At 67.3% G+C, this 19793-nt stretch carries 17 protein-coding genes; 7 read left to right on the forward strand and 10 right to left on the reverse strand.

Going from position 1 to position 19793, the window contains the following annotated elements; all coding sequences use genetic code 11:
• Positions 1 to 28: 28 nt before the first annotated feature.
• From MF6396_RS08540 to MF6396_RS08570, 7 genes are all read right to left on the reverse strand, one after another.
• Positions 29 to 1042, reverse strand: coding sequence for a chemotaxis response regulator protein-glutamate methylesterase (locus MF6396_RS08540; RefSeq protein WP_043863210.1), 1014 nt, complete (start codon positions 1040 to 1042; stop codon positions 29 to 31).
• Positions 1039 to 3354, reverse strand: a complete 2316-nt coding sequence (locus tag MF6396_RS08545) for a hybrid sensor histidine kinase/response regulator (RefSeq protein ID WP_078480083.1) — start codon at positions 3352 to 3354, stop codon at positions 1039 to 1041. Before MF6396_RS08545 ends, MF6396_RS08540 begins: the two co-directional genes overlap by 4 nt.
• Entirely contained in the window at positions 3351 to 4019 is a 669-nt protein-coding gene (locus tag MF6396_RS08550; protein ID WP_043863208.1) for a chemotaxis protein CheW, read from the reverse strand. Before MF6396_RS08550 ends, MF6396_RS08545 begins: the two co-directional genes overlap by 4 nt.
• Positions 4016 to 5281: a CheR family methyltransferase gene (locus tag MF6396_RS08555; RefSeq protein ID WP_078480084.1), complete on the reverse strand. Its 1266-nt coding sequence runs from the start codon at positions 5279 to 5281 to the stop codon at positions 4016 to 4018. The genes MF6396_RS08550 and MF6396_RS08555 overlap by 4 nt, the downstream gene beginning before the upstream one ends.
• Positions 5278 to 5793: a chemotaxis protein CheW gene (locus tag MF6396_RS08560; RefSeq protein ID WP_043863206.1), complete on the reverse strand. Its 516-nt coding sequence runs from the start codon at positions 5791 to 5793 to the stop codon at positions 5278 to 5280. Before MF6396_RS08560 ends, MF6396_RS08555 begins: the two co-directional genes overlap by 4 nt.
• A gap of 7 nt (positions 5794 to 5800) precedes the next feature.
• On the reverse strand, positions 5801 to 7378 hold the full coding sequence (locus tag MF6396_RS08565) for a methyl-accepting chemotaxis protein (protein ID WP_231390573.1): 1578 nt from the start codon (positions 7376 to 7378) through the stop codon (positions 5801 to 5803).
• Between the two features lie 181 nt (positions 7379 to 7559).
• Positions 7560 to 8279: a tellurite resistance TerB family protein gene (locus MF6396_RS08570; protein ID WP_078480086.1), complete on the reverse strand. Its 720-nt coding sequence runs from the start codon at positions 8277 to 8279 to the stop codon at positions 7560 to 7562.
• 175 nt (positions 8280 to 8454) lie between these two features.
• Here MF6396_RS08570 and ydcS point away from each other — a divergent pair, with 175 nt between their 5' ends.
• The 5 genes from ydcS to MF6396_RS08595 all read left to right on the forward strand — a co-directional run bounded on the left by ydcS (position 8455) and on the right by MF6396_RS08595 (position 13911).
• Positions 8455 to 9606, forward strand: a complete 1152-nt coding sequence (gene ydcS, locus MF6396_RS08575) for a putative ABC transporter substrate-binding protein YdcS (protein WP_058541467.1) — start codon at positions 8455 to 8457, stop codon at positions 9604 to 9606.
• A 109-nt stretch (positions 9607 to 9715) separates the two neighbouring features.
• Complete coding sequence (locus tag MF6396_RS08580) at positions 9716 to 10756, forward strand: ABC transporter ATP-binding protein (protein ID WP_078480087.1); 1041 nt, start codon at positions 9716 to 9718, stop codon at positions 10754 to 10756.
• 1 nt (position 10757) lies between these two features.
• A complete protein-coding gene (locus tag MF6396_RS08585) occupies positions 10758 to 11663 on the forward strand; it encodes an ABC transporter permease (protein WP_078480088.1) in 906 nt (301 codons plus the stop codon).
• Complete coding sequence (locus tag MF6396_RS08590; RefSeq protein ID WP_043863200.1) at positions 11653 to 12462, forward strand: ABC transporter permease; 810 nt, start codon at positions 11653 to 11655, stop codon at positions 12460 to 12462. Before MF6396_RS08585 ends, MF6396_RS08590 begins: the two co-directional genes overlap by 11 nt.
• 24 nt (positions 12463 to 12486) lie before the next feature.
• Positions 12487 to 13911 (forward strand): gamma-aminobutyraldehyde dehydrogenase, encoded by a 1425-nt coding sequence (locus tag MF6396_RS08595; RefSeq protein ID WP_058541466.1) that lies wholly within the window; start codon positions 12487 to 12489, stop codon positions 13909 to 13911.
• A gap of 65 nt (positions 13912 to 13976) precedes the next feature.
• Here MF6396_RS08595 and MF6396_RS08600 read toward each other — a convergent pair whose 3' ends face one another.
• The 3 genes from MF6396_RS08600 to MF6396_RS08610 form a co-directional block, all read right to left on the reverse strand.
• Positions 13977 to 15083, reverse strand: coding sequence for an NADH:flavin oxidoreductase/NADH oxidase (locus MF6396_RS08600; protein ID WP_043863198.1), 1107 nt, complete (start codon positions 15081 to 15083; stop codon positions 13977 to 13979).
• Positions 15084 to 15190: 107 nt separating this feature from the next.
• A complete protein-coding gene (gene recJ / locus MF6396_RS08605) occupies positions 15191 to 16900 on the reverse strand; it encodes a single-stranded-DNA-specific exonuclease RecJ (RefSeq protein ID WP_078480089.1) in 1710 nt (569 codons plus the stop codon).
• A gap of 45 nt (positions 16901 to 16945) precedes the next feature.
• On the reverse strand, positions 16946 to 17488 hold the full coding sequence (locus MF6396_RS08610; RefSeq protein ID WP_054915026.1) for a YaeQ family protein: 543 nt from the start codon (positions 17486 to 17488) through the stop codon (positions 16946 to 16948).
• Positions 17489 to 17641: 153 nt separating this feature from the next.
• On the opposite strand from MF6396_RS08610, the gene MF6396_RS08615 reads away from it, so the two are divergent.
• A complete protein-coding gene (locus MF6396_RS08615) occupies positions 17642 to 18841 on the forward strand; it encodes a CaiB/BaiF CoA transferase family protein (protein WP_078480090.1) in 1200 nt (399 codons plus the stop codon).
• An 8-nt stretch (positions 18842 to 18849) separates the two neighbouring features.
• Positions 18850 to 19707, forward strand: a complete 858-nt coding sequence (locus MF6396_RS08620; RefSeq protein WP_043863194.1) for a TIGR02285 family protein — start codon at positions 18850 to 18852, stop codon at positions 19705 to 19707.
• Positions 19708 to 19793 lie beyond the last annotated feature (86 nt).

The raw sequence follows: 19793 nt of genomic DNA on the forward strand, positions 1-19793 counted from the left end.
AACGACCGGTTTGGTTCATTACACATCGTCATTTCGAAAAAATCTCCATCAGGCGCGGCGCAATGCGCTCCAGCGCACGTATCTCGACGGCGGCATCGATGGCCGCAGCCGCCTTGGGCATGCCGTAGACCGCACTGCTCTGCTGGTCCTGGGCGATGGTCAGAAAGCCCTGCTCGCGCATCAGCTTGAGCCCCTGTGCGCCATCGCGGCCCATGCCGGTCAGCAGTACGCCCACCGCATCGCCCTGCCAGAAGCGCGCCACGCTCTCGAAGAACACATCGATCGAAGGGCGGTAGATCGCGTTGACCGGTTCGGCGGTGTAGGCCAGGGTGCCGTCCTTCAACAGGCGGATATGGTGGTTGGTGCCGGCCAGCAGCACCTGCCCGGGCTGGGGTGCTTCGCCCTCGCGGGCCAGGCGTACCGGCAGGCCGGAGGCGCTGCTCAGCCACTCGGCCATGCCGGCGGCGAACACCTGGTCGACGTGCTGGACCAGCACGATGGCCGCGTTGAAATCCTGCTCCAGGCTCTTGAGCAGCACCTCAAGCGCCGCCGGGCCACCGGCCGAGGAACCGATCGCCACCAGGCGCTGACGTTGTGCCCCCTGGCGCTGCGGGGCTGCCACTGCCCGCACGCGGTTGCTGCCGTGCTGGCCGATCAGCCAGCTGATATTGAGGATCTTGCGCAACAGCGGCGCGGCCGCCTCACGCGGGTTGCCGGCGCCTACCGCCGGGGTGTCGACCACGTCCAGGGCGCCGTGGCCCATGGCCTCGAACACGCGGTGCACGTTCTGCTGGCGGTCGACCGTGACAATCACGATGGCGCAAGGGGTCCGGGCCATGATCTGGCGCGTGGCCTCCACGCCGTCCATGACGGGCATGATCAGGTCCATCAGGATCAGGTCGGGGGTGTGCTCGGCGCAGCGCTGCACCGCCTCGGCGCCATTGCCGGCCACCCAGATCACCTCGTGCTGCGGCTCGAACGCCAATGCCCGGCGCAGGGCCTCCACGGCCAGGGGCATGTCGTTGACGATGGCGATCTTCATCCCTGGGCTCCCCCGATAAGCTCCACCACGGCTTCCAGCAAGGCATCATCATGAAAACTTGCCTTGGCCAAATAGTAGTCGGCCCCGGCGTCCAGTCCACGACGACGATCTTCCTCGCGGTCCTTGTACGACACCACCATCACCGGCAACGACTGCAACCGGCTGTCGCGGCGCAGCAGGGTGACCAGTTCGATGCCGTCCATGCGCGGCATGTCGATGTCGGTGATCAGCAGGTCGAAATCCTCGCTGCGCAAGGCGTTCCAGCCGTCCATGCCGTCCACCGCGACGGCCACTTCGTAACCGCGGTTGGTCAGCAGCTTGCGCTGCAACTCGCGCACGGTCAACGAGTCATCCACCACCAGCACGCGCTTGCGCGTCGCTTCGCGGGCGGCGCGCTGGCCGCGCTCGATACGTTCCAGGCGGCCGGTGCTGAGCAGCTTCTCGACCGAGCGCAGCAGGTCCTCGACGTCCACGATCAGCACCACCGAGCCGTCATCGAGCAGGGCCCCGGCCGAGATGTCCTGCACCTTGCCCAGCCGCGCGTCCAGCGGCATCACCACCAGCACGCGCTCGCCGATCAGACGCTCGACGGCCACGCCATACAGGGTGTCGCGCTCACGGATGACCACCACCTTGATGGCCTGTTCCGCCGCCTGGCTGGGCGGCCGGTTGAGCAACTGGGAGGCGGCCACCAGGCCGATGTGCCGGCCTTCATGCCAGAAATGCTGGCGCCCCTCGATCTGCACGATGGCCTCGGCGGGCAGGTCCAGGGTGCGTTCGATATGCGCCAGCGGGAAGGCGTAGGCCTCGCCCCCCACCTCGACCACCAGGCTGCGCACCACCGACAGGGTCAGCGGCACCTCCAGGTGAAAGCGGCTGCCCTGCCCGCTGTGCTGGCTGAGGTCGATGAAGCCGCGCAACTGGCGCACGCTGTGCTGCACCGCATCGAGCCCCACGCCGCGCCCGGAAACCTCGGTGACCTTGTCGCGCAGGCTGAACCCCGGCAGGAACAGGAACGTCAGCAGTTCGGCTTCGCTCATCTGCGCCACGGTGTCGGCCGGCGACAACTGGCGCTCGACGATGCTGTGGCGCAGGCGTTGCAGGTCGACGCCGCCACCGTCATCGCTCAGTTCCAATACCAGCAGGCCGGCCTGGTGCGAGGCGCGCAGGCGGATCAGGCCCTCGGCCGGCTTGCCTGCCAGCAGGCGTTGCTCGGGCAGTTCGATACCGTGGTCCACGGCGTTGCGCAGAAGGTGGGTGAGCGGCGCCTCGAGTTTTTCCAGCACGTCACGGTCGACCTGGGTCTTTTCGCCCTCGATCTCCAGACGCACCTGCTTGCCCAGCGACCGCCCCAGGTCGCGAACCATGCGGCTCTGCCCGTTGAGCACGTCGGCGAACGGGCGCATGCGGCAGGCCAGCGCGGTGTCGTACAGCAGTTGCGCGCGCTGGCTGGCCTGCCAGCCGAACTCGTCCAGGTCGGCGGCCTGCTGCTGCAGCATCTCGCGGGTTTCGCCGAGCAGGCGCTGGGCCTGCGCCCGCGCTTCCTGCACCTCCGGTCGCTGGCCGCCGGTGTCCAGCTCGGCCTTGAGCGTATCGAGGGCGCGAATGCTCTGGCCGTGCATGCGCTTGAGGCGCTGCAGGGTGGCCAGGTAGGGCTTCAGGCGCTGGGTTTCGACCAGCGACTTGCTGGACAGGTCGAGCAGGCTGTTCAGGCGCTCGGCCGTGACCCGCAGCACCCGCTCGCCGCCTTCGCTGCGCTTGCCCGGCGCAAGGGCCACGGGCTCGGCAGACGCCTCCGGTTGCGCGAGCGCCTCAGGCTCGGGCGCCGGGGGCACCAGCTGCGGCGCAGCCGGTGCGGGTTCAGGATTCTGCGTCGGCTCGGGCGCGTCGCCGATTGCCGGCCCCGTCGCCATCAGCGCACTGGCCGGATCGAGCAGCACGGCCATCTGCACCACGAAGGCCTGGACCGCCGCCTCGGTGGCCGCACCGCCCAGGGTGGCGATGCGCATCAGCAGGTCGGTGCCCTGCAGCAGCGCATCGATGTGCTCGGGGCGCAGGCGCAGGCGGCCTTCCTGGGCCTCGACCAGGCAGTCTTCCATCACGTGGGCGACGCTGACCCCGGCGTCGATCCCCACGATGCGCGCCGCGCCCTTGAGCGAGTGGGCGGCGCGCATGCAGGCCTCGAGCTGGTCACTCTGGGTAGGGTTGCGTTCCAGGGCCAGCAGGCCGGCGCTGAGCACCTGGGTCTGCGCCTCGGCCTCCAGGCTGAACAGCTCGAGCAGCGAAGCGTCGCGCATTTGCTCTGGGGTCATGACAGGCTCCGGTTCACGGCAGACAACAGCTGTTCTTCATCCAGCACCCGCACGCTGCGACCGCGCCATTGCAATACCGCTTCGGTGAAGCGTGCATCGGTGGCGGTGTCGCTGGCCGGCTGCCCGGGGTCGAGGGCATGGATACCGTCCACTTCGTCCACCGGCAGCACCACGGCGCCGCCGCTGGCACCCAGGATCAGCATGCGTGGCATGACCCGCGCCGACACCGCTACCGGGCTGCCAGGCTCGAGCCCCAGCAGGTCGCCCAGCGACAGGCACGGCACCAGCGCACCGCGCACATTGGCCACCCCCTGCAGCACCCGCGAGCGCTGGTGCGGCAAGGAGTGCACCGGCTGCAGCGGCGCCACCTCGACCAGGCAGCGGGTCGCCAGGGCCAGCCATTCCTCGCCCAGGCGAAACAGCAACAGCGAGCGCCCGACACTCACCGGTGCCTGCACATGCGTCTGCGCATGGGCGTCCTGGGCCAGCGCATAGCGGTCCAGCAGGCGCGTGGCCGCTGCCGCGTACACCTGGCAGTTGCGACAGTGAATATGCTCGGCCAGCAACGGGCAGCTCTTGTCGCCGTGCACACCGATACGGTTCCAGCAATCGTCGATGGCCTCGACCGTGGCGGCCATCACGCCCAGCTCTGCCTGGCCGCTCATCGTTCAGGCTCCCGCTCGCTGCGCTCTCGGCGCGCCGCACGCTCCTGCAGGCGCCGGGCGCCCACCTCATCGCCCTGGGACGCCAGCAGCGCCGCCAGGTGCGCCAGGGCCTCGGGGTGCTGGGGTTGCAGGTACAGCACCTTGCGGTAGTGGCTCACGGCCTGGGCCGCATCGCCGGCGGTATCGCTGAGCAGGCCCAGCCAGTAATACACCTGCGCATCCGGTGCATGCTGCTGCAGATAGCGTTCGCAGGCCGCGCGTGCCTCGTCGCTGCGGCCCTCGTTGGCCAGCGTGGCGATCTGCGCCAGCAGCTGTTCGGCGCCGGGCTTGCCGGCGGCTGGGGGCGCAACCCGGGCAGGCTGCGGTGCCGGGGCTGGCGCACGGCGCGCCAACGGCGCAGGCGCCCGCCGTGGACTGGGTGCAGGCATCGGGGGCGGCGGCGAAAGCACTGGGGGCGGCTCCTGCGGGATATGCCGTACATAGGCGAACGACTGCGCGATACCCAGCGGGCGCATGCCCATGCGTGCCAGCAGGCTGCCTTCGGCCGGGCCGATGAACAGTACGCCGTCTTCATGGGTGAGGCTTTTCAGTACGTCGAACACCCGTTGCTGGGTGGGTACATCGAAATAGATCAGCAGGTTGCGGCAGAAGACGAAGTCGTAGCTGCCCCTGCGGGTGCGCAGCGCCGGGTCGAGCACGTTGCCCACCTGCAGCTCGACCTGCTGGCGAACCCGCTCGTCGAGGCGATGGCCCTGCTCCACCTCGCTGAAGTGGCGCTGGCGGAAGGCGATGTCACTGCCGCGAAAGGAGTTGCGGCCATACACCGCCTGTTCGGCGCGGGCGATCGAGTTGGGGCTGATGTCGATGCCGTCGACGCGAAACCCGGGGCCGGCGATACCGGCATCGAGCAGGGCCATGGCAATCGAATAGGGCTCTTCACCGGTCGAACACGGCAGGCTGAGCACCCGCAGCGGCCGGGTGCCATTGAGCTCGGCCAGGCGCCTGAGGGCAAGCCCGGCCAACGCGCTGAACGACTCGGGATAACGGAAGAACCAGGTTTCAGGCACGATCACCGCTTCGATCAGCGCCTGCTGCTCCGGGGTCGACTGCTGCAGGCGCACCCAGTAGTCGTCCAGGTCGCGGGCCTGCAGGGCAGCACAGCGCTGGCGCAGGGCCCGCTCGACCATCGGCGCGCCAACCGAGGCGACATCCAGGCCGATACGCTCTTGCAAGAATCGAAAGAACCGCTGCTCGTCGCTCATGGCTGCACCTCCACGGGCGGGTACAGCAAGGCGCGGGCCTGGTCGGTCAGCAGGTCCTGGACGCTGATGCGTTGCATCAGGCCCTGGGCATCTTCGCGCACCGGCCCCAGGTAGGGGGCCTGGTGGTTGTCGACGCCATAGGGACGAAACTCGTCGGGGTGGCAACGCAGGGTGTCGCTGGCCTGCTGCAGGATCAGGCCCAGCAACTGCGGCTCGGCCTGCGCCTGGCCCCGGTAGTGCACCAGCACCAGCCGGGTGCTGGTACGCAGCGGCGCCGGGGTGCCGAACCCCAGGTCGCCCACGTCGATCACCGGCACCAGCGCACCGCGATGCGCCAGCACCCCCGCCACCCAGCGCGGGGTGTGGGCGATGGGCTTGAGTGGCAGGCGCGGCAGCACCTCCACTACCTCATGGGTGTCCAGGGCAAAGCGCTGCTCGCCGATACGAAATACCAGGAACAGGCGCCCTGGCGTAGGCACCGAAGTGTCGCGGCGTGACTGAAGGTCGCTCATCGGGGCTTCAGACTTTGAACCGCGACACACCACCACGAAGGCCGACCGCTACCTGGCTCAGCTCGTCGATGGCGAAACTGGCCTGGCGCAGCGACTCCACGGTCTGGCTGCTGGCATCGCCCAGCTGCGCCAGTGCATGGTTGATCTGCTCGGCACCGGTGGCCTGGGCCTGCATGCCTTCGTTGACCATCAGCACCCGTGGCGCCAGCGCCTGCACCTGGTGGATGATCTGGGTCAGTTGCTCGCCCACCTGCTGCACCTCGGCCATGCCGCGACGCACTTCCTCGGAAAACTTGTCCATGCCCATCACCCCGGCCGACACCGCCGACTGGATCTCGCGCACCATCTGTTCGATATCGTAGGTGGCCACGGCGGTCTGGTCGGCCAGGCGGCGCACTTCGGTGGCCACCACGGCAAAGCCGCGGCCATATTCGCCGGCCTTCTCGGCCTCGATGGCGGCGTTGAGCGACAGCAGGTTGGTCTGGTCGGCGACCTTGACGATGGTGACCACCACCTGGTTGATGTTGCCGGCCTTCTCGTTGAGGATCGCCAGCTTGTTGTTGACCAGGTCGGCCGCGCCCATCACCTGGTGCATGGTCTCTTCCATGCGCGCCAGGCCCTGCTGGCCGGAGCCGGCCAGTACCGAAGCCTGGTCGGCGGCGCTGGTGACCTCGGTCATGGTGCGCACCAGGTCCCGGGAGGTGGCGGCGATTTCCCGCGAGGTGGCACCGATTTCGGTGGTGGTGGCGGCCGTTTCGGTGGCGGTGGCCTGCTGCTGCTTGGAGGTGGCGGCAATCTCGGTCACCGAGGTGGTGACCTGCACCGACGAGCGCTGGGCCTGGGACACCAGCGTGGTCAGCTCGCTCATCATTTCGTTGAAGCCGGTTTCCACCGCGCCGAATTCATCCTTGCGGTCAAGGCTCAGGCGCACGCTGAGGTCACCGCCGCGCAGCTTGTCCAGCGCCCGCACGATCAGTTGCATGGGGCCGGTGATGGCGCGCATCAGCATCAGGCCGCAGATGCCGGCTGCAATGATCGCCAGCACCAGCGAGATCATCATGCTGACCTTGGCCGTGGTCACCGCGCTGACGATGGCACCGGTGGCCTGCTCGGCCGACACCCGGTTGCCTTCGATCACCGTGTTCAGGTGCTTGCGGCCCTCGTTCCAGGCCGGGGTCATGCTGTCCTGCAGCAGGCGCTGGGCCTCGGCGTAGTTCTTCTGCCGGTAGGCCTCCAGCACGCTGTCGAGCAGCTTCAGGTAGCCCTGCTCCAGGCGCACGAACTCCTCGTAGCTGGACTGGTCTTCGGTGGACTGGATGGTCTTCTGGTAATCGGCCATGTTCTGCTTGAGGCGATCCTCGAAGCTCTTGTACAGCTCGGCGTCGGCATTGGTCAGCTCGCGGTGGTTGCTCAGGCCGAGCAACTGCTGGGTGTTGACGTAGCTGTCGACCCAGGCGCTGCGGATCATCGAGCTGTAGTACACGCCAGGGATGCTGTCCGAACGCACCGCCTCCTCACTGGACTCGATCGCCACCAGGCGCGAGTAGGCAGCGACCACCATCAACAGCATGATGGCAATGATCATGGCGAAGCTCGCCAGGATGCGTTGGCGCAATGTCCAGTTCTTCACAGTCAGCCCTCAAGGATTCTACGCGAGCAGAAAAATGCGCAGATTATAGCCCACGCACCTTATCTGCACGCGCTCTGGATCAAGACGGCTCGGGCAAAATGGCCTGCGCGATGGCCATATGCCCGCATTTGCTGACTCAGGCCTGGCGAACCTGTTTTTCCAGCTCGGCCTTGAGGGCCGGGTCGAGCTTGAGCTGCTTGGCCAGCTCGTCGAGGTAGGCGCGCTCCATGAAGTGTTCCTCGTCCACCAGCATGACGCTGGCGATGTACATCTCGGCCGCCATTTCCGGCGTTGTGGCGGCGCGGGCGACGTCGGCCGGGTCCAGCGGTCGGTTGAGTTCGGCATGCAGCCACTGTTGCAGCTCGTGGTCGTTGTCGAGCTTGACGAACTCGCCTTCGATCAGCGCCTTCTCGCGCTCGTCGACATGACCGTCGGCCTTGGCCGCAGCCACCAGCGCCTTGAGGATGGCCTGGCTGTGCAATTCGACCTGGGCGGCTGGCAGGCGATCGAGGGTCTGTGGTTCGCGCTGCGGCGCACTGCCCTGCTGGGCCTGCCAGTTGCCGTAGGCCTTGTAGGCCAGCACACCGAGGGCGGCCAGGCCACCATAGGTGAGCGCCTTGCCCCCCAGGCTGCGCACCTTCTTGTTGCCCAGCAGCAAGCCCATCGCGCCCGCCGCCAGCGCACCACCGCCGGCACCGGAGAGCAGCCCGCCCAGGCCACCGCCACCGGCGCCGCCGAGCAACCCACCCAGCCCGCCACTGCCCCCTGGCTTGGCGCTGGCACCTTTGCCGGCCTGGTTCTGCAGCAGCTCCTGGCCGGACTTTAGCAACTGGTCGAGCAAACCTCGGGTGTTCATCTGGACGTCCTCAAACAGGAAATGAAACGCCAGAGTAAAGCCTGACCTGCGTCGTCACGCTGCGCATTTGCTTCTGGATGTTGCATTCGCGGGAACGCACTACGCTAGTAGGGAATGCACCGCTGCAGCACCGTCATCACTGCCCCTGCACAATTCCAATAAAAGAGGGAACATCATGCTTGTGCACACCACCGCATTGCTTGGCGCCCTGGGCGCCGGGATCCTCGCCAGCGCCAGCCTGCAGGCCGCCGAGCCGCTCAAGGCCGTGGGTGCCGGCGAAGGGCAACTGGACATCGTGGCCTGGCCCGGCTACATCGAGCGCGGCGAGAGCGACAAGGCCTACGACTGGGTCAGCGGTTTCGAGCAGGACACCGGCTGCAAGGTGAGCGTCAAGACTGCCGCCACCTCCGACGAGATGGTCAGCCTGATGACCAAGGGCGGCTACGACCTGGTGACCGCGTCGGGCGATGCCTCGCTGCGCCTGATTGCCGGCAAGCGTGTGCAGGCGATCAACACCGACCTGATCCCCAACTGGAAGCACCTCGACCCGCGCCTGAAGGACGGCCCCTGGTACGTGGTCGACGCCAAGGTCTACGGCACGCCGTACCAGTGGGGGCCGAACGTGCTGCTGTACAACACCGAGGTGTTCAAGCAGGCGCCCACCAGCTGGGGCGTGGTGTTCGAGCCGCAGGACCTGCCGGACGGCAAGCCGAACAAGGGCCGTGTGCAGGCCTATGACGGGCCGATCTACATCGCCGATGCGGCGCTGTACCTGAAGACGGCCAAGCCGGAACTGGGCATCGACAACCCCTACGAGCTCAACGAAACCCAGTACAAGGCGGTGCTCGACCTGTTGCGCCAGCAACGCCCCCTGATTCACCGCTACTGGCATGACGCAACCGTGCAGATGAGCGACGTCAAGAACGAAGGCGTGGCGGCTTCAAGCTCCTGGGGCTACATGGTCAACGGGCTCAAGGCCGACAAGCAGCCGGTGGCCTCGACCATCCCCAGGGAAGGCGCCACCGGGTGGGCCGATACCACCATGCTGCACGCCGAGGCCAAGCACCCCAATTGCGCCTACAAATGGATGGACTGGTCGCTGCAGCCCAAGGTGCAGGGCGACGTGGCGGCGTGGTTCGGCTCGTTGCCGGTGGTGCCGGCGGCGTGTTCGGGCAGCGAACTGCTGGGGGCCGACGGGTGCAAGACCAACGGTTTCGACCTGTTCGACAAGATCGCGTTCTGGCGCACGCCGCAGGCGCAAGGGGGCAAGTTCGTGCCCTATAGCCGCTGGACCCAGGACTACATCGCGATCATGGGCGGCCGTTAGGGCCTCTTCGCCGTCAAGGCCGGCCCCTGCAGGCGACTCGCACACCTGCAGGGCCGGCCTTGACGGCAAAGCGAGCGCACCGTCCTCGCAGAACCGTGGAGTACCTCGCATGCCCCCAGCCGTACAGTTCACCCAAGTGTCCCGCCTGTTCGGCGAGGTCAAGGCCGTCGACCGGGTCTGCATCGACATCGAAGACGGCGAGTTCTTCTCCATGCTCGGCCCTTCGGGCTCGGGCAAGACCACCTGCCTGCGCCTGATCGCCGGGTTCGAACAACCCAGCCACGGCTCGATTCGCATCCACGGCGTGGAAGCCGCCGGCCTGCCGCCCTACCAGCGCGACGTCAACACGGTCTTCCAGGACTACGCGCTGTTCCCGCACATGAACGTGCGCGACAACGTGGCCTACGGGCTCAAGGTCAAGGGCGTGGCCAAGGTCCAGCGCCATGCCCGTGCCGAAGAGGCCCTGGGCATGGTGGCCCTGGCCGGCTACGGCGAGCGCAAGCCGGTGCAGTTGTCCGGCGGGCAGCGCCAGCGCGTGGCCCTGGCCCGCGCGCTGGTCAATCGTCCCCGGGTACTGCTGCTGGACGAGCCCCTCGGCGCGCTGGACCTCAAGCTGCGCGAGCAGATGCAGGGCGAGCTGAAGAAGCTCCAGCGCCAGCTGGGCATCACCTTCATTTTCGTCACCCACGACCAGACCGAGGCGCTGTCGATGTCCGACCGCGTTGCGGTGTTCAACCGCGGGCGCATCGAACAGGTCGACACGCCGCGCAACCTCTACATGCAACCGGCCACCCCCTTCGTTGCCGAGTTCGTCGGCACTTCCAACGTGCTGCGCGGCGAGCTGGCCCAACACCTGGTGGCCAGCCCGCAGCCGTTCTCGATCCGCCCGGAACACATTCGCCTGAGCGCGTCGGCCATCCCGGGCGACGTCCTCCAGCTCAGCGGCGTGCTGCACGATATCCAGTACCAGGGCAGCAGCACCCGCTACGAACTGCAGCTGGACAACGGCCAGTTGCTGGCGGTGAGCCAGGCCAACAGCCAGTGGCATGCCGACGCCGCCCCCTGGCAGCCCGGCCAGCGCCTGCACGCCCACTGGCCGCGCGAGGCCATGACCGCGCTGCGCGAAACCGTGTTCGACGAGGGCCGCTGAGATGATGCGGCGCCTGGCCACCCTGCTCTACCGTCGCCCCAACCTGTACCTGGCGATGCTGTTGATACCGCCGCTGATCTGGTTCGGCGCGATCTACCTGGGCTCGCTGCTGGCGCTGCTGTGGCAAGGTTTCTACACCTTCGACGACTTCACCATGGCGGTGACGCCCGAGCTGACCCTGGCCAACTTTGCCGCGCTGCTGCAGCCATCCAACTTCGACATCATCCTGCGTGCTCTGGGCATGGCGGTGGCAGTGTCGATCGCCAGCGCGGTGCTGGCGTTTCCCATCGCCTACTACATGGCCCGCTACACCCGCGGCAGCACCAAGGCGTTCTTCTACATCGCGGTGATGATGCCGATGTGGGCCAGCTACATCGTCAAGGCCTATGCCTGGACCCTGCTGCTGGCCAAGGGCGGGGTGGCACAGTGGTTCGTCCAGCAGTTGAACCTGGAGCCACTGCTGCAATGGCTGCTCGGCATTCCCGGGGTGGGCGGCAGCACCCTGTCGACCTCGCACCTGGGGCGCTTTATGGTGTTCGTGTACATCTGGCTGCCGTTCATGATCCTGCCGATCCAGGCCGCGCTGGAACGCCTGCCGCCCTCGCTGCTGCACGCCTCGGCCGATCTTGGCGCACGCCCGCGCCAGACGTTCGTGCAGGTGATCCTGCCGCTGGCGGTGCCGGGCATCGCCGCCGGCTCCATCTTCACCTTCTCGCTGACCCTGGGCGATTTCATCGTGCCGCAGCTGGTGGGCCCGCCCGGCTACTTCATCGGCAGCATGGTGTACGCCCAGCAAGGCGCCATCGGCAACATGCCGATGGCCGCCGCCTTCACCCTGGTACCGATCATGCTGATCGCCGTGTACCTGACCCTCGTCAAACGCCTGGGAGCCTTCGATGCACTCTGACAACGCCTCGCCGGGGCTGCGCCTGGCCGCCTGGGGCGGGCTGCTGTTCCTGCACTTTCCGATCCTGATCATCGTGCTGTACGCCTTCAATACCGAAGACGCGGCCTTCAGCTTTCCGCCCCGGGGCCTGACCCTCAAGTGGTTCGGCGTGGCGTTTTCGCGCCCCGACGTGCTCGAGTCGATCAAGCTGTCGCTGCAGGTGGCGTGCCTGGCCACGCTGATCGCCCTGGTGCTTGGCACCCTGGCCGCCGCGGCCCTGTACCGGCGCAGCTTCTTCGGCAAGGAGAGCCTGTCGCTGATGCTGATCCTGCCCATCGCCCTGCCCGGCATCATCACCGGCATCGCCCTGCTGTCGGCGTTCAAGACCCTGGGCATCGAGCCCGGGATCTTCACCATCGTGGTGGGCCACGCCACCTTCTGCGTGGTGATCGTCTACAACAACGTCATCGCGCGTCTGCGGCGCACCTCGCAGAACCAGATCGAGGCGTCGATGGACCTGGGCGCCGACGGCTGGCAGACCTTTCGCTACATCGTGCTGCCCAATCTGGGGTCGGCCCTGCTGGCGGGCGGCATGCTGGCGTTCGCGCTGTCGTTCGACGAAATCATCGTGACCACCTTCACCGCCGGCCACGAACGCACCCTGCCGATCTGGCTGCTCAACCAGCTCAGCCGCCCGCGCGACGTGCCGGTGACCAACGTGGTGGCCATGCTGGTGATGCTGGTGACCATGCTGCCGATTCTGGGCGCCTACTACCTGACCCGTGGCGCCGAGAACGTGACCGGCAGCGACGGCAAATGACCTGAACCAGGAGGATCGAACACCATGCAAACCCGACTGCTGATCAACGGCCAGCTCGTCGCCGGCGAAGGCCCGGCCCACAGCGTGCTCAACCCCGCGCTGGGCAGCGTGCTGGTGGACATCAACGAGGCCAGCGAAGCGCAGGTGGATGCGGCGGTGCGCGCCGCCGACCATGCCTTCGACGGCTGGTCGCAGACCGCACCGAAAGACCGCGCCGCACTGCTGCTCAAGCTGGCCGACCTGATAGACGCCCATGCCGGGGAGCTGGCCAGGCTGGAATCGGACAACTGCGGCAAGCCCTACCCGGCCGCGCTGAACGACGAACTGCCGGCAATCGCCGACGTGTTCCGCTTCTTTGCCGGGGCCAGCCGCTGTCTGGGCGGCTCGGCGGCGGGCGAGTACCTGGCGGGGCACACTTCGATGGTGCGCCGCGACCCGCTGGGTGTGGTGGCGTCCATCGCGCCGTGGAACTACCCGCTGATGATGCTGGCATGGAAGATCGCCCCGGCCCTGGCCGCCGGCAACACCGTGGTGCTCAAGCCTTCGGAACAGACCCCGCTGACCGCCCTGCGCCTGGGCGAACTGGCGGCCGAGCTGTTTCCGGCCGGGGTGCTCAACATCCTGTTCGGCAAGGGCCAGAGCGTAGGTATGCCCCTGGTCACCCACCCCAAGGTGCGCATGGTGTCGTTGACCGGCTCGATCGCCACCGGCAGCCAGATCATCACCGGCACCGCCGACAGCGTGAAACGCCTGCACATGGAACTGGGCGGCAAGGCCCCGGTGATCATCTTCGACGATGCCGACATCGACGCTGCGGTGGAAGGCATTCGCACCTTCGGCTTCTACAATGCCGGGCAGGACTGCACCGCGGCCTGCCGGATCTACGCCCAGGCCGGCATCTACGACACCTTCGTGAACAAGCTCGGCGAGGCGGTGGCCAGCCTCCGGCACGGGTTGCAGGACGACCCGGACACCGAACTCGGGCCGCTGATCAGTGCCGCACACCGCGACCGGGTGGCAGCGCTGGTGGAGCGCGCCGTGGCCCAGCCGCATATTCGCCTGGTCACCGGCGGCAAGGCGGTGGCGGGCGACGGGTTCTTCTTCGAGCCGACGGTGCTGGCCGACGCCCAGCAGGATGACGAGATCGTGCGCCGCGAGGTGTTCGGGCCAGTGGTGTCGGTGACCCGCTTCGAAGACGAAGCGCAGGCGCTGGCCTGGGCCAACGATTCGGACTACGGCCTGGCCTCGTCACTGTGGACCGCCGATGTCGGCCGCGCCCACCGGGTGTCCGCCCGGTTGCAGTACGGCTGCACCTGGGTCAACACGCACTTCATGCTGGTCAGCGAAATGCCCCACGGCGGGCAGAAGCTGTCGGGCTACGGCAAGGACATGTCGATGTATGGGCTGGAGGACTACACCTGCGTGCGGCATGTGATGTTCAGGCATTGAGGCCCACGGCGCAGGCAGGCGTTACCTGCGCAGGAGGGCCGCTCGGCGGCCCTTTGGCATAGCCTTCAGTCGCGCAGGTCGGACTCGTGGATCGGCTGGTCGCGGTGGGTCGCACGCTGGTACTGCGCCGGCCATATGGCCTTCTGCCCGCCCAGGTCGTCGTCGGCATGCAGCGGCCAGTACGGGTCGCGCAGCAGCTCGCGGGCCAGCAGGATGATGTCGGCCTGGCCGGTGCGCAGAATGTGCTCGGCCTGGGCCGGCTCGGTGATCATGCCCACCGTGCCGGTGGCGATCCCCGATTCCTTGCGCACCCGCTCGGCAAAGCGTGTCTGATAGCCAGGCCCGGTGGGAATCTCGGCATTCATCGAGGTGCCGCCCGACGACACGTCGATCAGGTCGGCGCCCAGGGCCTTGAGGCGCTTGGCCAGCTCGACGGTTTCATCCGGGTTCCAGCCATCCTCCACCCAGTCGGTGGCCGATACCCGCACGAACAGCGGCAACTCCGACGGCCACACCTCGCGCACCGCCTCGGTCACCTGCAAGGTCAGGCGAATGCGGTTCTCGAACGAGCTGCCGTACTGGTCGCGACGCTGGTTGCTCAATGGCGAGAGAAACTGGTGCAGCAGGTAGCCATGGGCGGCATGCACCTCCACGACCTTGAAGCCGGCCACCAGTGCACGCCGGGCGGCCTCGACAAAGGCCTGGATCACCTCGTGGATCTGCCCTTCGCTCAATTCGGTGGGCGCCGTGTGCTGCGGGTCGAAGGCGATTTTCGACGGCCCCACCGGCACCCAGCCACCGTCCTCGGGCTTGACGCTGCCGTGCTTGCCCAGCCACGGCCGATGCGTGCTGGCCTTGCGCCCGGCGTGCGCCAGCTGGATGCCGGGCACCACGCCCTGGGCTGTGATGAAGCGGGTGATGCGTTGCAGGGGGGCGATCTGTTCGTCGCACCACAGGCCCAGGTCCTGGGCGGTGATGCGGCCCTCGGCCGTGACGGCGGTGGCTTCGGTGAAGATCAACCCGGCACCGCCGACCGCGCGGCTGCCCAGGTGGACCAGGTGCCAGTCGTTGGCCAGGCCGTCGACGCTCGAATACTGGCACATCGGCGAGACCGCAATGCGGTTGGGCAGCGTCAGTTGACGCAGGGTATAGGGCTCAAGCAGCAGGCTCATGGGGCACCTCTCCAGTCTCCGAATGGTGGACCGGACCGAGCGCCTTGGCTTCCCCGCGGCTCAGTGCCGGTCTCTGAGAGACTAGACCAGTTTGCCCACCCAGGGGTTCAGCGCGGCTCGATGTGGGCGATCATCAACTGCACCGTCTCGTTGCCGCGAAACTCGTTGACGTCCAGCTTGTAGGCCAGCTCCACCCAGCGCACGGTGGGGTTGGGCCATACCTCGCGGTCGATGCCAAAGGCGATGCCGTCGAGGGTCACCGAACCGCATTCGCTCTTGAGCACCACCTTCAGGTGACGCTCGCCCACCACCCGCTGCTGCACCAGCTGGAACACGCCATGAAACAACGGCTCGGGAAAATGCTGCCCCCACGGCCCGGCGTTGCGCAGGGCGCGGGCCAGCTCCAGGTGGAACTCCTCGACCGCCAGGCTGCCGTCGGACAGCAGCCGGCCGGTGAGGTCGTCCTCCTGCAACTGGCGGCGGACTTCTTCATCGAACGCCTGGGCGAACGCCGGGAAGTTCTCGGCCGGCAGCGACAGCCCCGCCGCCATGGCGTGCCCGCCGAACTTGCTGATCAGCTCCGGGTTGGCCGCCGCCACGGCGTCCAGTGCATCGCGAATGTGAAAGCCCGGCACCGAGCGTGCAGAGCCCTTGAGCATGCCTTCGCCGGCATCGGCAAAGGCGATGGTCGGGCGGTGATAACGTTCTTTCAGACGCGAGGCCAGAATGCCGATCACGCCCTGGTGCCAGTCAGCCTCGTACAGGCACAGGCCGAACGGCATCGACTCCAGCGGCAGGTCCTTGAGCTGGGCCAGCGCCTCGCGCTGCATGCCCTGCTCGATGGACTTGCGGTCCTGGTTCAGTTCGTCCAGCTGCACCGCCATCTCGCGGGCCAGGGTCGGGTCGTCGCTGAGCAGGCATTCGATGCCCAGGCTCATGTCGTCCAGGCGCCCGGCAGCATTGAGCCGCGGGCCCAGGATGAAGCCCAGGTCGGTGGAGGTGATGCGCGCCGCTTCGCGCCGGGCCACCTCGAGAATCGCCTTGAGCCCCGGGCGCGCGCGACCGGCACGGATGCGCTCCAGGCCCTGGTGCACGAGGATGCGGTTGTTGGCGTCCAGCGGTACCACGTCGGCCACGCTGCCCAGCGCCACCAGGTCGAGCAGCTCGCCGATGTTCGGCTGCGGGCGGTCGTCGTAGCGGCCCAGGCTGCGCAAGCGCGCACGCAGCGCCATCAATACGTAGAAGATCACCCCGACCCCGGCCAGTGCCTTGCTCGGAAACTCGCAGCCCGGCTGGTTGGGGTTGACGATGGCATCGGCCGCCGGCGGCGCATGGCCCGGCAAGTGGTGGTCTGTGACCAGCACCTTCAGGCCGGCCGCCTTGGCCGCCGCCACGCCTTCGACGCTGGAGATGCCGTTGTCCACGGTGATCAGCAGCTGCGGCGTGCGCTGCAGTGCCACCTCGACGATTTCCGGGGTCAGCCCGTAACCGTATTCGAAACGGTTGGGCACCAGGTAGTCGACGTGCGCGGCGCCCAGCAGGCGCAGGCCCAGCACGCCCACGGTGCTGGCCGTGGCACCGTCGGCGTCGAAGTCGCCGACGATCAGGATGCGCTGGCGCTGGTCCAGTGCCTCCACCAGCAGGTCTACCGCCGCGTCGATACCCTTGAGCTGCTGATAGGGCAGCAGGCGTGCCAGGCTCTTGTCCAGCTCGACGGCGCTCTGTACGCCACGGGCGGCGTACAGGCGGGTCAGCAGGGGCGGCAGGTCGCCAAGAAACGGCAGGGTGGACGGCAGTGAACGCGGTTCGATACGCATGGAGTGATCAAGGCTTCTCTGGTTTGAAAAAGGTCGGCGGGCGGATCAGCCGCGCTCGCCCAGCAGCCATTGCAGCTGGACTTCGTGCTGGCCGCGGTCGTCGGTGACGAACACCGTGCCTTCGCTGATCATCACATCCCACTTGATGGCGCGTGGCATGTCCTTGGCCAGGACCTCCAGCACCTCTTGCGGCACGGCGGCGATGTTGAGGTTCTTCAGGTTCTTGACCGCCGGGATCACCTTGGTTTCCCACACCCGCAGGCTGCCGTAGGCCAGCAGGCTGGTGCGCTCGGTGCGGCGCGAGCACCAGGTCAGGCGGTCGGCATCGGGCTGGCCGACTTCGATCCAGTGCAGCACCCGGTCATCCAGGCTTTTTTCCCACAGCGCCGGCTCGTCGACGTCCGACAGGCCGCGACCGAACGACAGCTGCTCGTTGTACCAGAGGGCATAGGCCAGCAGGCGCACGGCCATGCGCTCTTCGGTTTCCGAAGGGTGGCGGGCGATGGTCTGCTTGACGCTTTCGTACACGCCGCGGTCGAGATCGGTGAGGTTCAGTTCAAACTTGTAGGTGGTGGACGGCTGGGCCATGGACGGGCTTCTGGTAACAGGAAAAGTCGCCCAGTCTAACCGATGCGCTGGCAATCAACGAACCGAACCGTACAATCTGCGGCCAACAGCAGTATCTGCCGCTGCCGCCCTGTGATAAAAACTAGCGCTCTGCCCTGCTGCCACGGAAGCCCCATGTCGTTGCCCACCAAACCGCTTGCCGGCCTCAAAGTCATCGAACTCGGCACCCTGATCGCCGGCCCCTTCGCCTCGCGCATCTGCGCCGAATTCGGCGCCCAGGTGGTCAAGGTCGAATCGCCCGATGGCGGCGACCCGCTGCGCAAATGGCGCAAGCTGTACGAGGGCACCTCGCTGTGGTGGTTCGTGCAGGCGCGCAACAAGCAGTCGCTCACGCTCAACCTCAAGCACCCCGAAGGCCTGGCCATTCTCAAGCAGCTGCTGGGCGAGGCCGACATCCTGATCGAGAACTTCCGCCCCGGCGTTCTGGAAAAGCTCGGCCTGGGCTGGGAGGTACTGCACGCGCTGAACCCGAAGCTGGTGATGGTACGCCTGTCCGGCTTCGGCCAGACCGGGCCGATGAAAGACCAGCCCGGCTTCGGCGCGGTCGGCGAGTCGATGGGCGGGCTGCGCTACATCACAGGTTTCGAGGACCGCCCGCCGGTACGCACCGGCATTTCCATCGGCGACTCGATTGCCGCGCTGTGGGGCGTGATCGGCGCACTGATGGCGCTGCGTCATCGCGAGGTCAACGGGGGCCAGGGCCAGGTGGTCGACGTGGCCCTGTACGAGGCCATCTTCGCGATGATGGAGAGCATGGTGCCGGAGTTCGACGTATTCGGCTTCATCCGCGAGCGCACCGGCAACATCATGCCGGGCATCACCCCCTCCTCCATCCATACCAGCGCCGATGGCAAGCATGTGCAGATCGGCGCCAATGGCGATGCGATCTTCAAACGCTTCATGCAGGCCATCGGGCGCGACGACCTGGCCGCCGACCCGGCGCTGGCCAGCAATGACGGGCGCGACATGCGCCGCGACGAGCTGTATGCGGTGATCGACCGCTGGGCCCGCAGCGTGCCGCTGGACACCCTGATGCAGGTGCTCAACCAGGCCCAGGTGCCGGCCAGCCGCATCTACTCGGCCGAAGACATGTTCAGCGACCCGCAGTTTCTCGCCCGCGAGATGTTCCTCCAGGCCAGGCTGCCCGACGGCAAGCCGTTCAAGATGCCGGGCATCGTGCCCAAGCTGTCGGACACCCCAGGCTCCAGCGAGTGGGTGGGGCCGGCGCTGGGCGAGCACACCGCGCAGTTGCTGGGCGAGCTGGGCTATGACGCGGCGCAGATCGCCCATCTTCGCGAACAGGGCGCGGTCTGAGTCGCGCCATGTGCTGCAACCTGCACGGCGCACTGCTGGCTGTGCTGCTGAGCCTGCTGCCTGCCTCGAGCTGGGCCAAGGAAACCCTCACCTGGCTGTTGCGCGACCTGCCGCCGCTGACCGTGTTCGAGGGCCCCAAAACCGGCCAGGGCGCCATGGACCAGCTGCTGCCGCTGCTCATCGCGCAGATGCCCGAGTACCAGCACAGCATCGTGCGGGTCAACCGCGCGCGCGGCATGCAGATGCTCCAGGAGCCCTCCTTCACCTGCGACCCCACGCTGCTGCGAACCCCGGAGCGCGAGCGCTTCGTGAAGTTCTCGATACCGGCGCTGGCTGCGCAGAGCAACATGGTGATTGCCCGCCAGAGTGACCAGGCAAGCCTTGCGCCGTACCTGCACGATGGCGAAATCGACCTGGACGCCCTGCTGGCAAGCAACACGCACAAGCTCGGTGTCGTCGGCCAGCGCAGCTACAGCCCCGCCGTGGACGCGATACTGGCCAACGCCCCGCCCGCCACCATCAGCCGCCATTACGGCAACGATGCGGTGGGCAGCCTGCTGCAGATGCAGCAGCTGGGGCGCCTGAACCTGCTGCTGGCCTACTGGCCGGAAGTGCGCTACATGAACGAAAAGCAGCCGCAGCCCCAGGCCCTGACGTACTTCCCGATCAAGGGCGTGGCGCGCTACCAGCTGACCTACGTGGGTTGCTCCGACACCCCGCTGGGCCGCGAGGCCATCAGCCACCTCGACCAGTTGCTGCGCAACCTGCGCCTGCAGACCCTGGCACCGCTGTATGCACAATGGCTAGAGCCCGACCAGCGCAAGACCTACCTCGATGCGGCGCGCGAGCTGCTGAGCCAGCACTGACCCCGGCACGCGCTTTTACGCAGGCAAAAAGAAACCCCGAGCGGTGGGGAGGCCGTCGGGGTTAAACGAGGGCTGCTTGGAGCCTC

Origin of the sequence: Pseudomonas sp. MF6396 (assembly GCF_002018915.1) — a bacterium.
GTDB classification, from domain to species: domain Bacteria; phylum Pseudomonadota; class Gammaproteobacteria; order Pseudomonadales; family Pseudomonadaceae; genus Aquipseudomonas; species Aquipseudomonas palmensis.

What these genes read in the sequence shown, in the direction of transcription:
- MF6396_RS08540 (WP_043863210.1), bottom strand. Translation starts at nt 1,042, where the DNA reads ATGAAGATCGCCATCGTCAACGACATGCCCCTGGCCGTGGAGGCCCTG.
- MF6396_RS08545 (WP_078480083.1), bottom strand. Translation starts at nt 3,354, where the DNA reads ATGACCCCAGAGCAAATGCGCGACGCTTCGCTGCTCGAGCTGTTCAGC.
- MF6396_RS08550 (WP_043863208.1), bottom strand. Translation starts at nt 4,019, where the DNA reads ATGAGCGGCCAGGCAGAGCTGGGCGTGATGGCCGCCACGGTCGAGGCC.
- MF6396_RS08555 (WP_078480084.1), bottom strand. Translation starts at nt 5,281, where the DNA reads ATGAGCGACGAGCAGCGGTTCTTTCGATTCTTGCAAGAGCGTATCGGC.
- MF6396_RS08560 (WP_043863206.1), bottom strand. Translation starts at nt 5,793, where the DNA reads ATGAGCGACCTTCAGTCACGCCGCGACACTTCGGTGCCTACGCCAGGG.
- MF6396_RS08565 (WP_231390573.1), bottom strand. Translation starts at nt 7,378, where the DNA reads ATGATCATTGCCATCATGCTGTTGATGGTGGTCGCTGCCTACTCGCGC.
- MF6396_RS08570 (WP_078480086.1), bottom strand. Translation starts at nt 8,279, where the DNA reads ATGAACACCCGAGGTTTGCTCGACCAGTTGCTAAAGTCCGGCCAGGAG.
- ydcS (WP_058541467.1), top strand. Translation starts at nt 8,455, where the DNA reads ATGCTTGTGCACACCACCGCATTGCTTGGCGCCCTGGGCGCCGGGATC.
- MF6396_RS08580 (WP_078480087.1), top strand. Translation starts at nt 9,716, where the DNA reads ATGCCCCCAGCCGTACAGTTCACCCAAGTGTCCCGCCTGTTCGGCGAG.
- MF6396_RS08585 (WP_078480088.1), top strand. Translation starts at nt 10,758, where the DNA reads ATGATGCGGCGCCTGGCCACCCTGCTCTACCGTCGCCCCAACCTGTAC.
- MF6396_RS08590 (WP_043863200.1), top strand. Translation starts at nt 11,653, where the DNA reads ATGCACTCTGACAACGCCTCGCCGGGGCTGCGCCTGGCCGCCTGGGGC.
- MF6396_RS08595 (WP_058541466.1), top strand. Translation starts at nt 12,487, where the DNA reads ATGCAAACCCGACTGCTGATCAACGGCCAGCTCGTCGCCGGCGAAGGC.
- MF6396_RS08600 (WP_043863198.1), bottom strand. Translation starts at nt 15,083, where the DNA reads ATGAGCCTGCTGCTTGAGCCCTATACCCTGCGTCAACTGACGCTGCCC.
- recJ (WP_078480089.1), bottom strand. Translation starts at nt 16,900, where the DNA reads ATGCGTATCGAACCGCGTTCACTGCCGTCCACCCTGCCGTTTCTTGGC.
- MF6396_RS08610 (WP_054915026.1), bottom strand. Translation starts at nt 17,488, where the DNA reads ATGGCCCAGCCGTCCACCACCTACAAGTTTGAACTGAACCTCACCGAT.
- MF6396_RS08615 (WP_078480090.1), top strand. Translation starts at nt 17,642, where the DNA reads ATGTCGTTGCCCACCAAACCGCTTGCCGGCCTCAAAGTCATCGAACTC.
- MF6396_RS08620 (WP_043863194.1), top strand. Translation starts at nt 18,850, where the DNA reads ATGTGCTGCAACCTGCACGGCGCACTGCTGGCTGTGCTGCTGAGCCTG.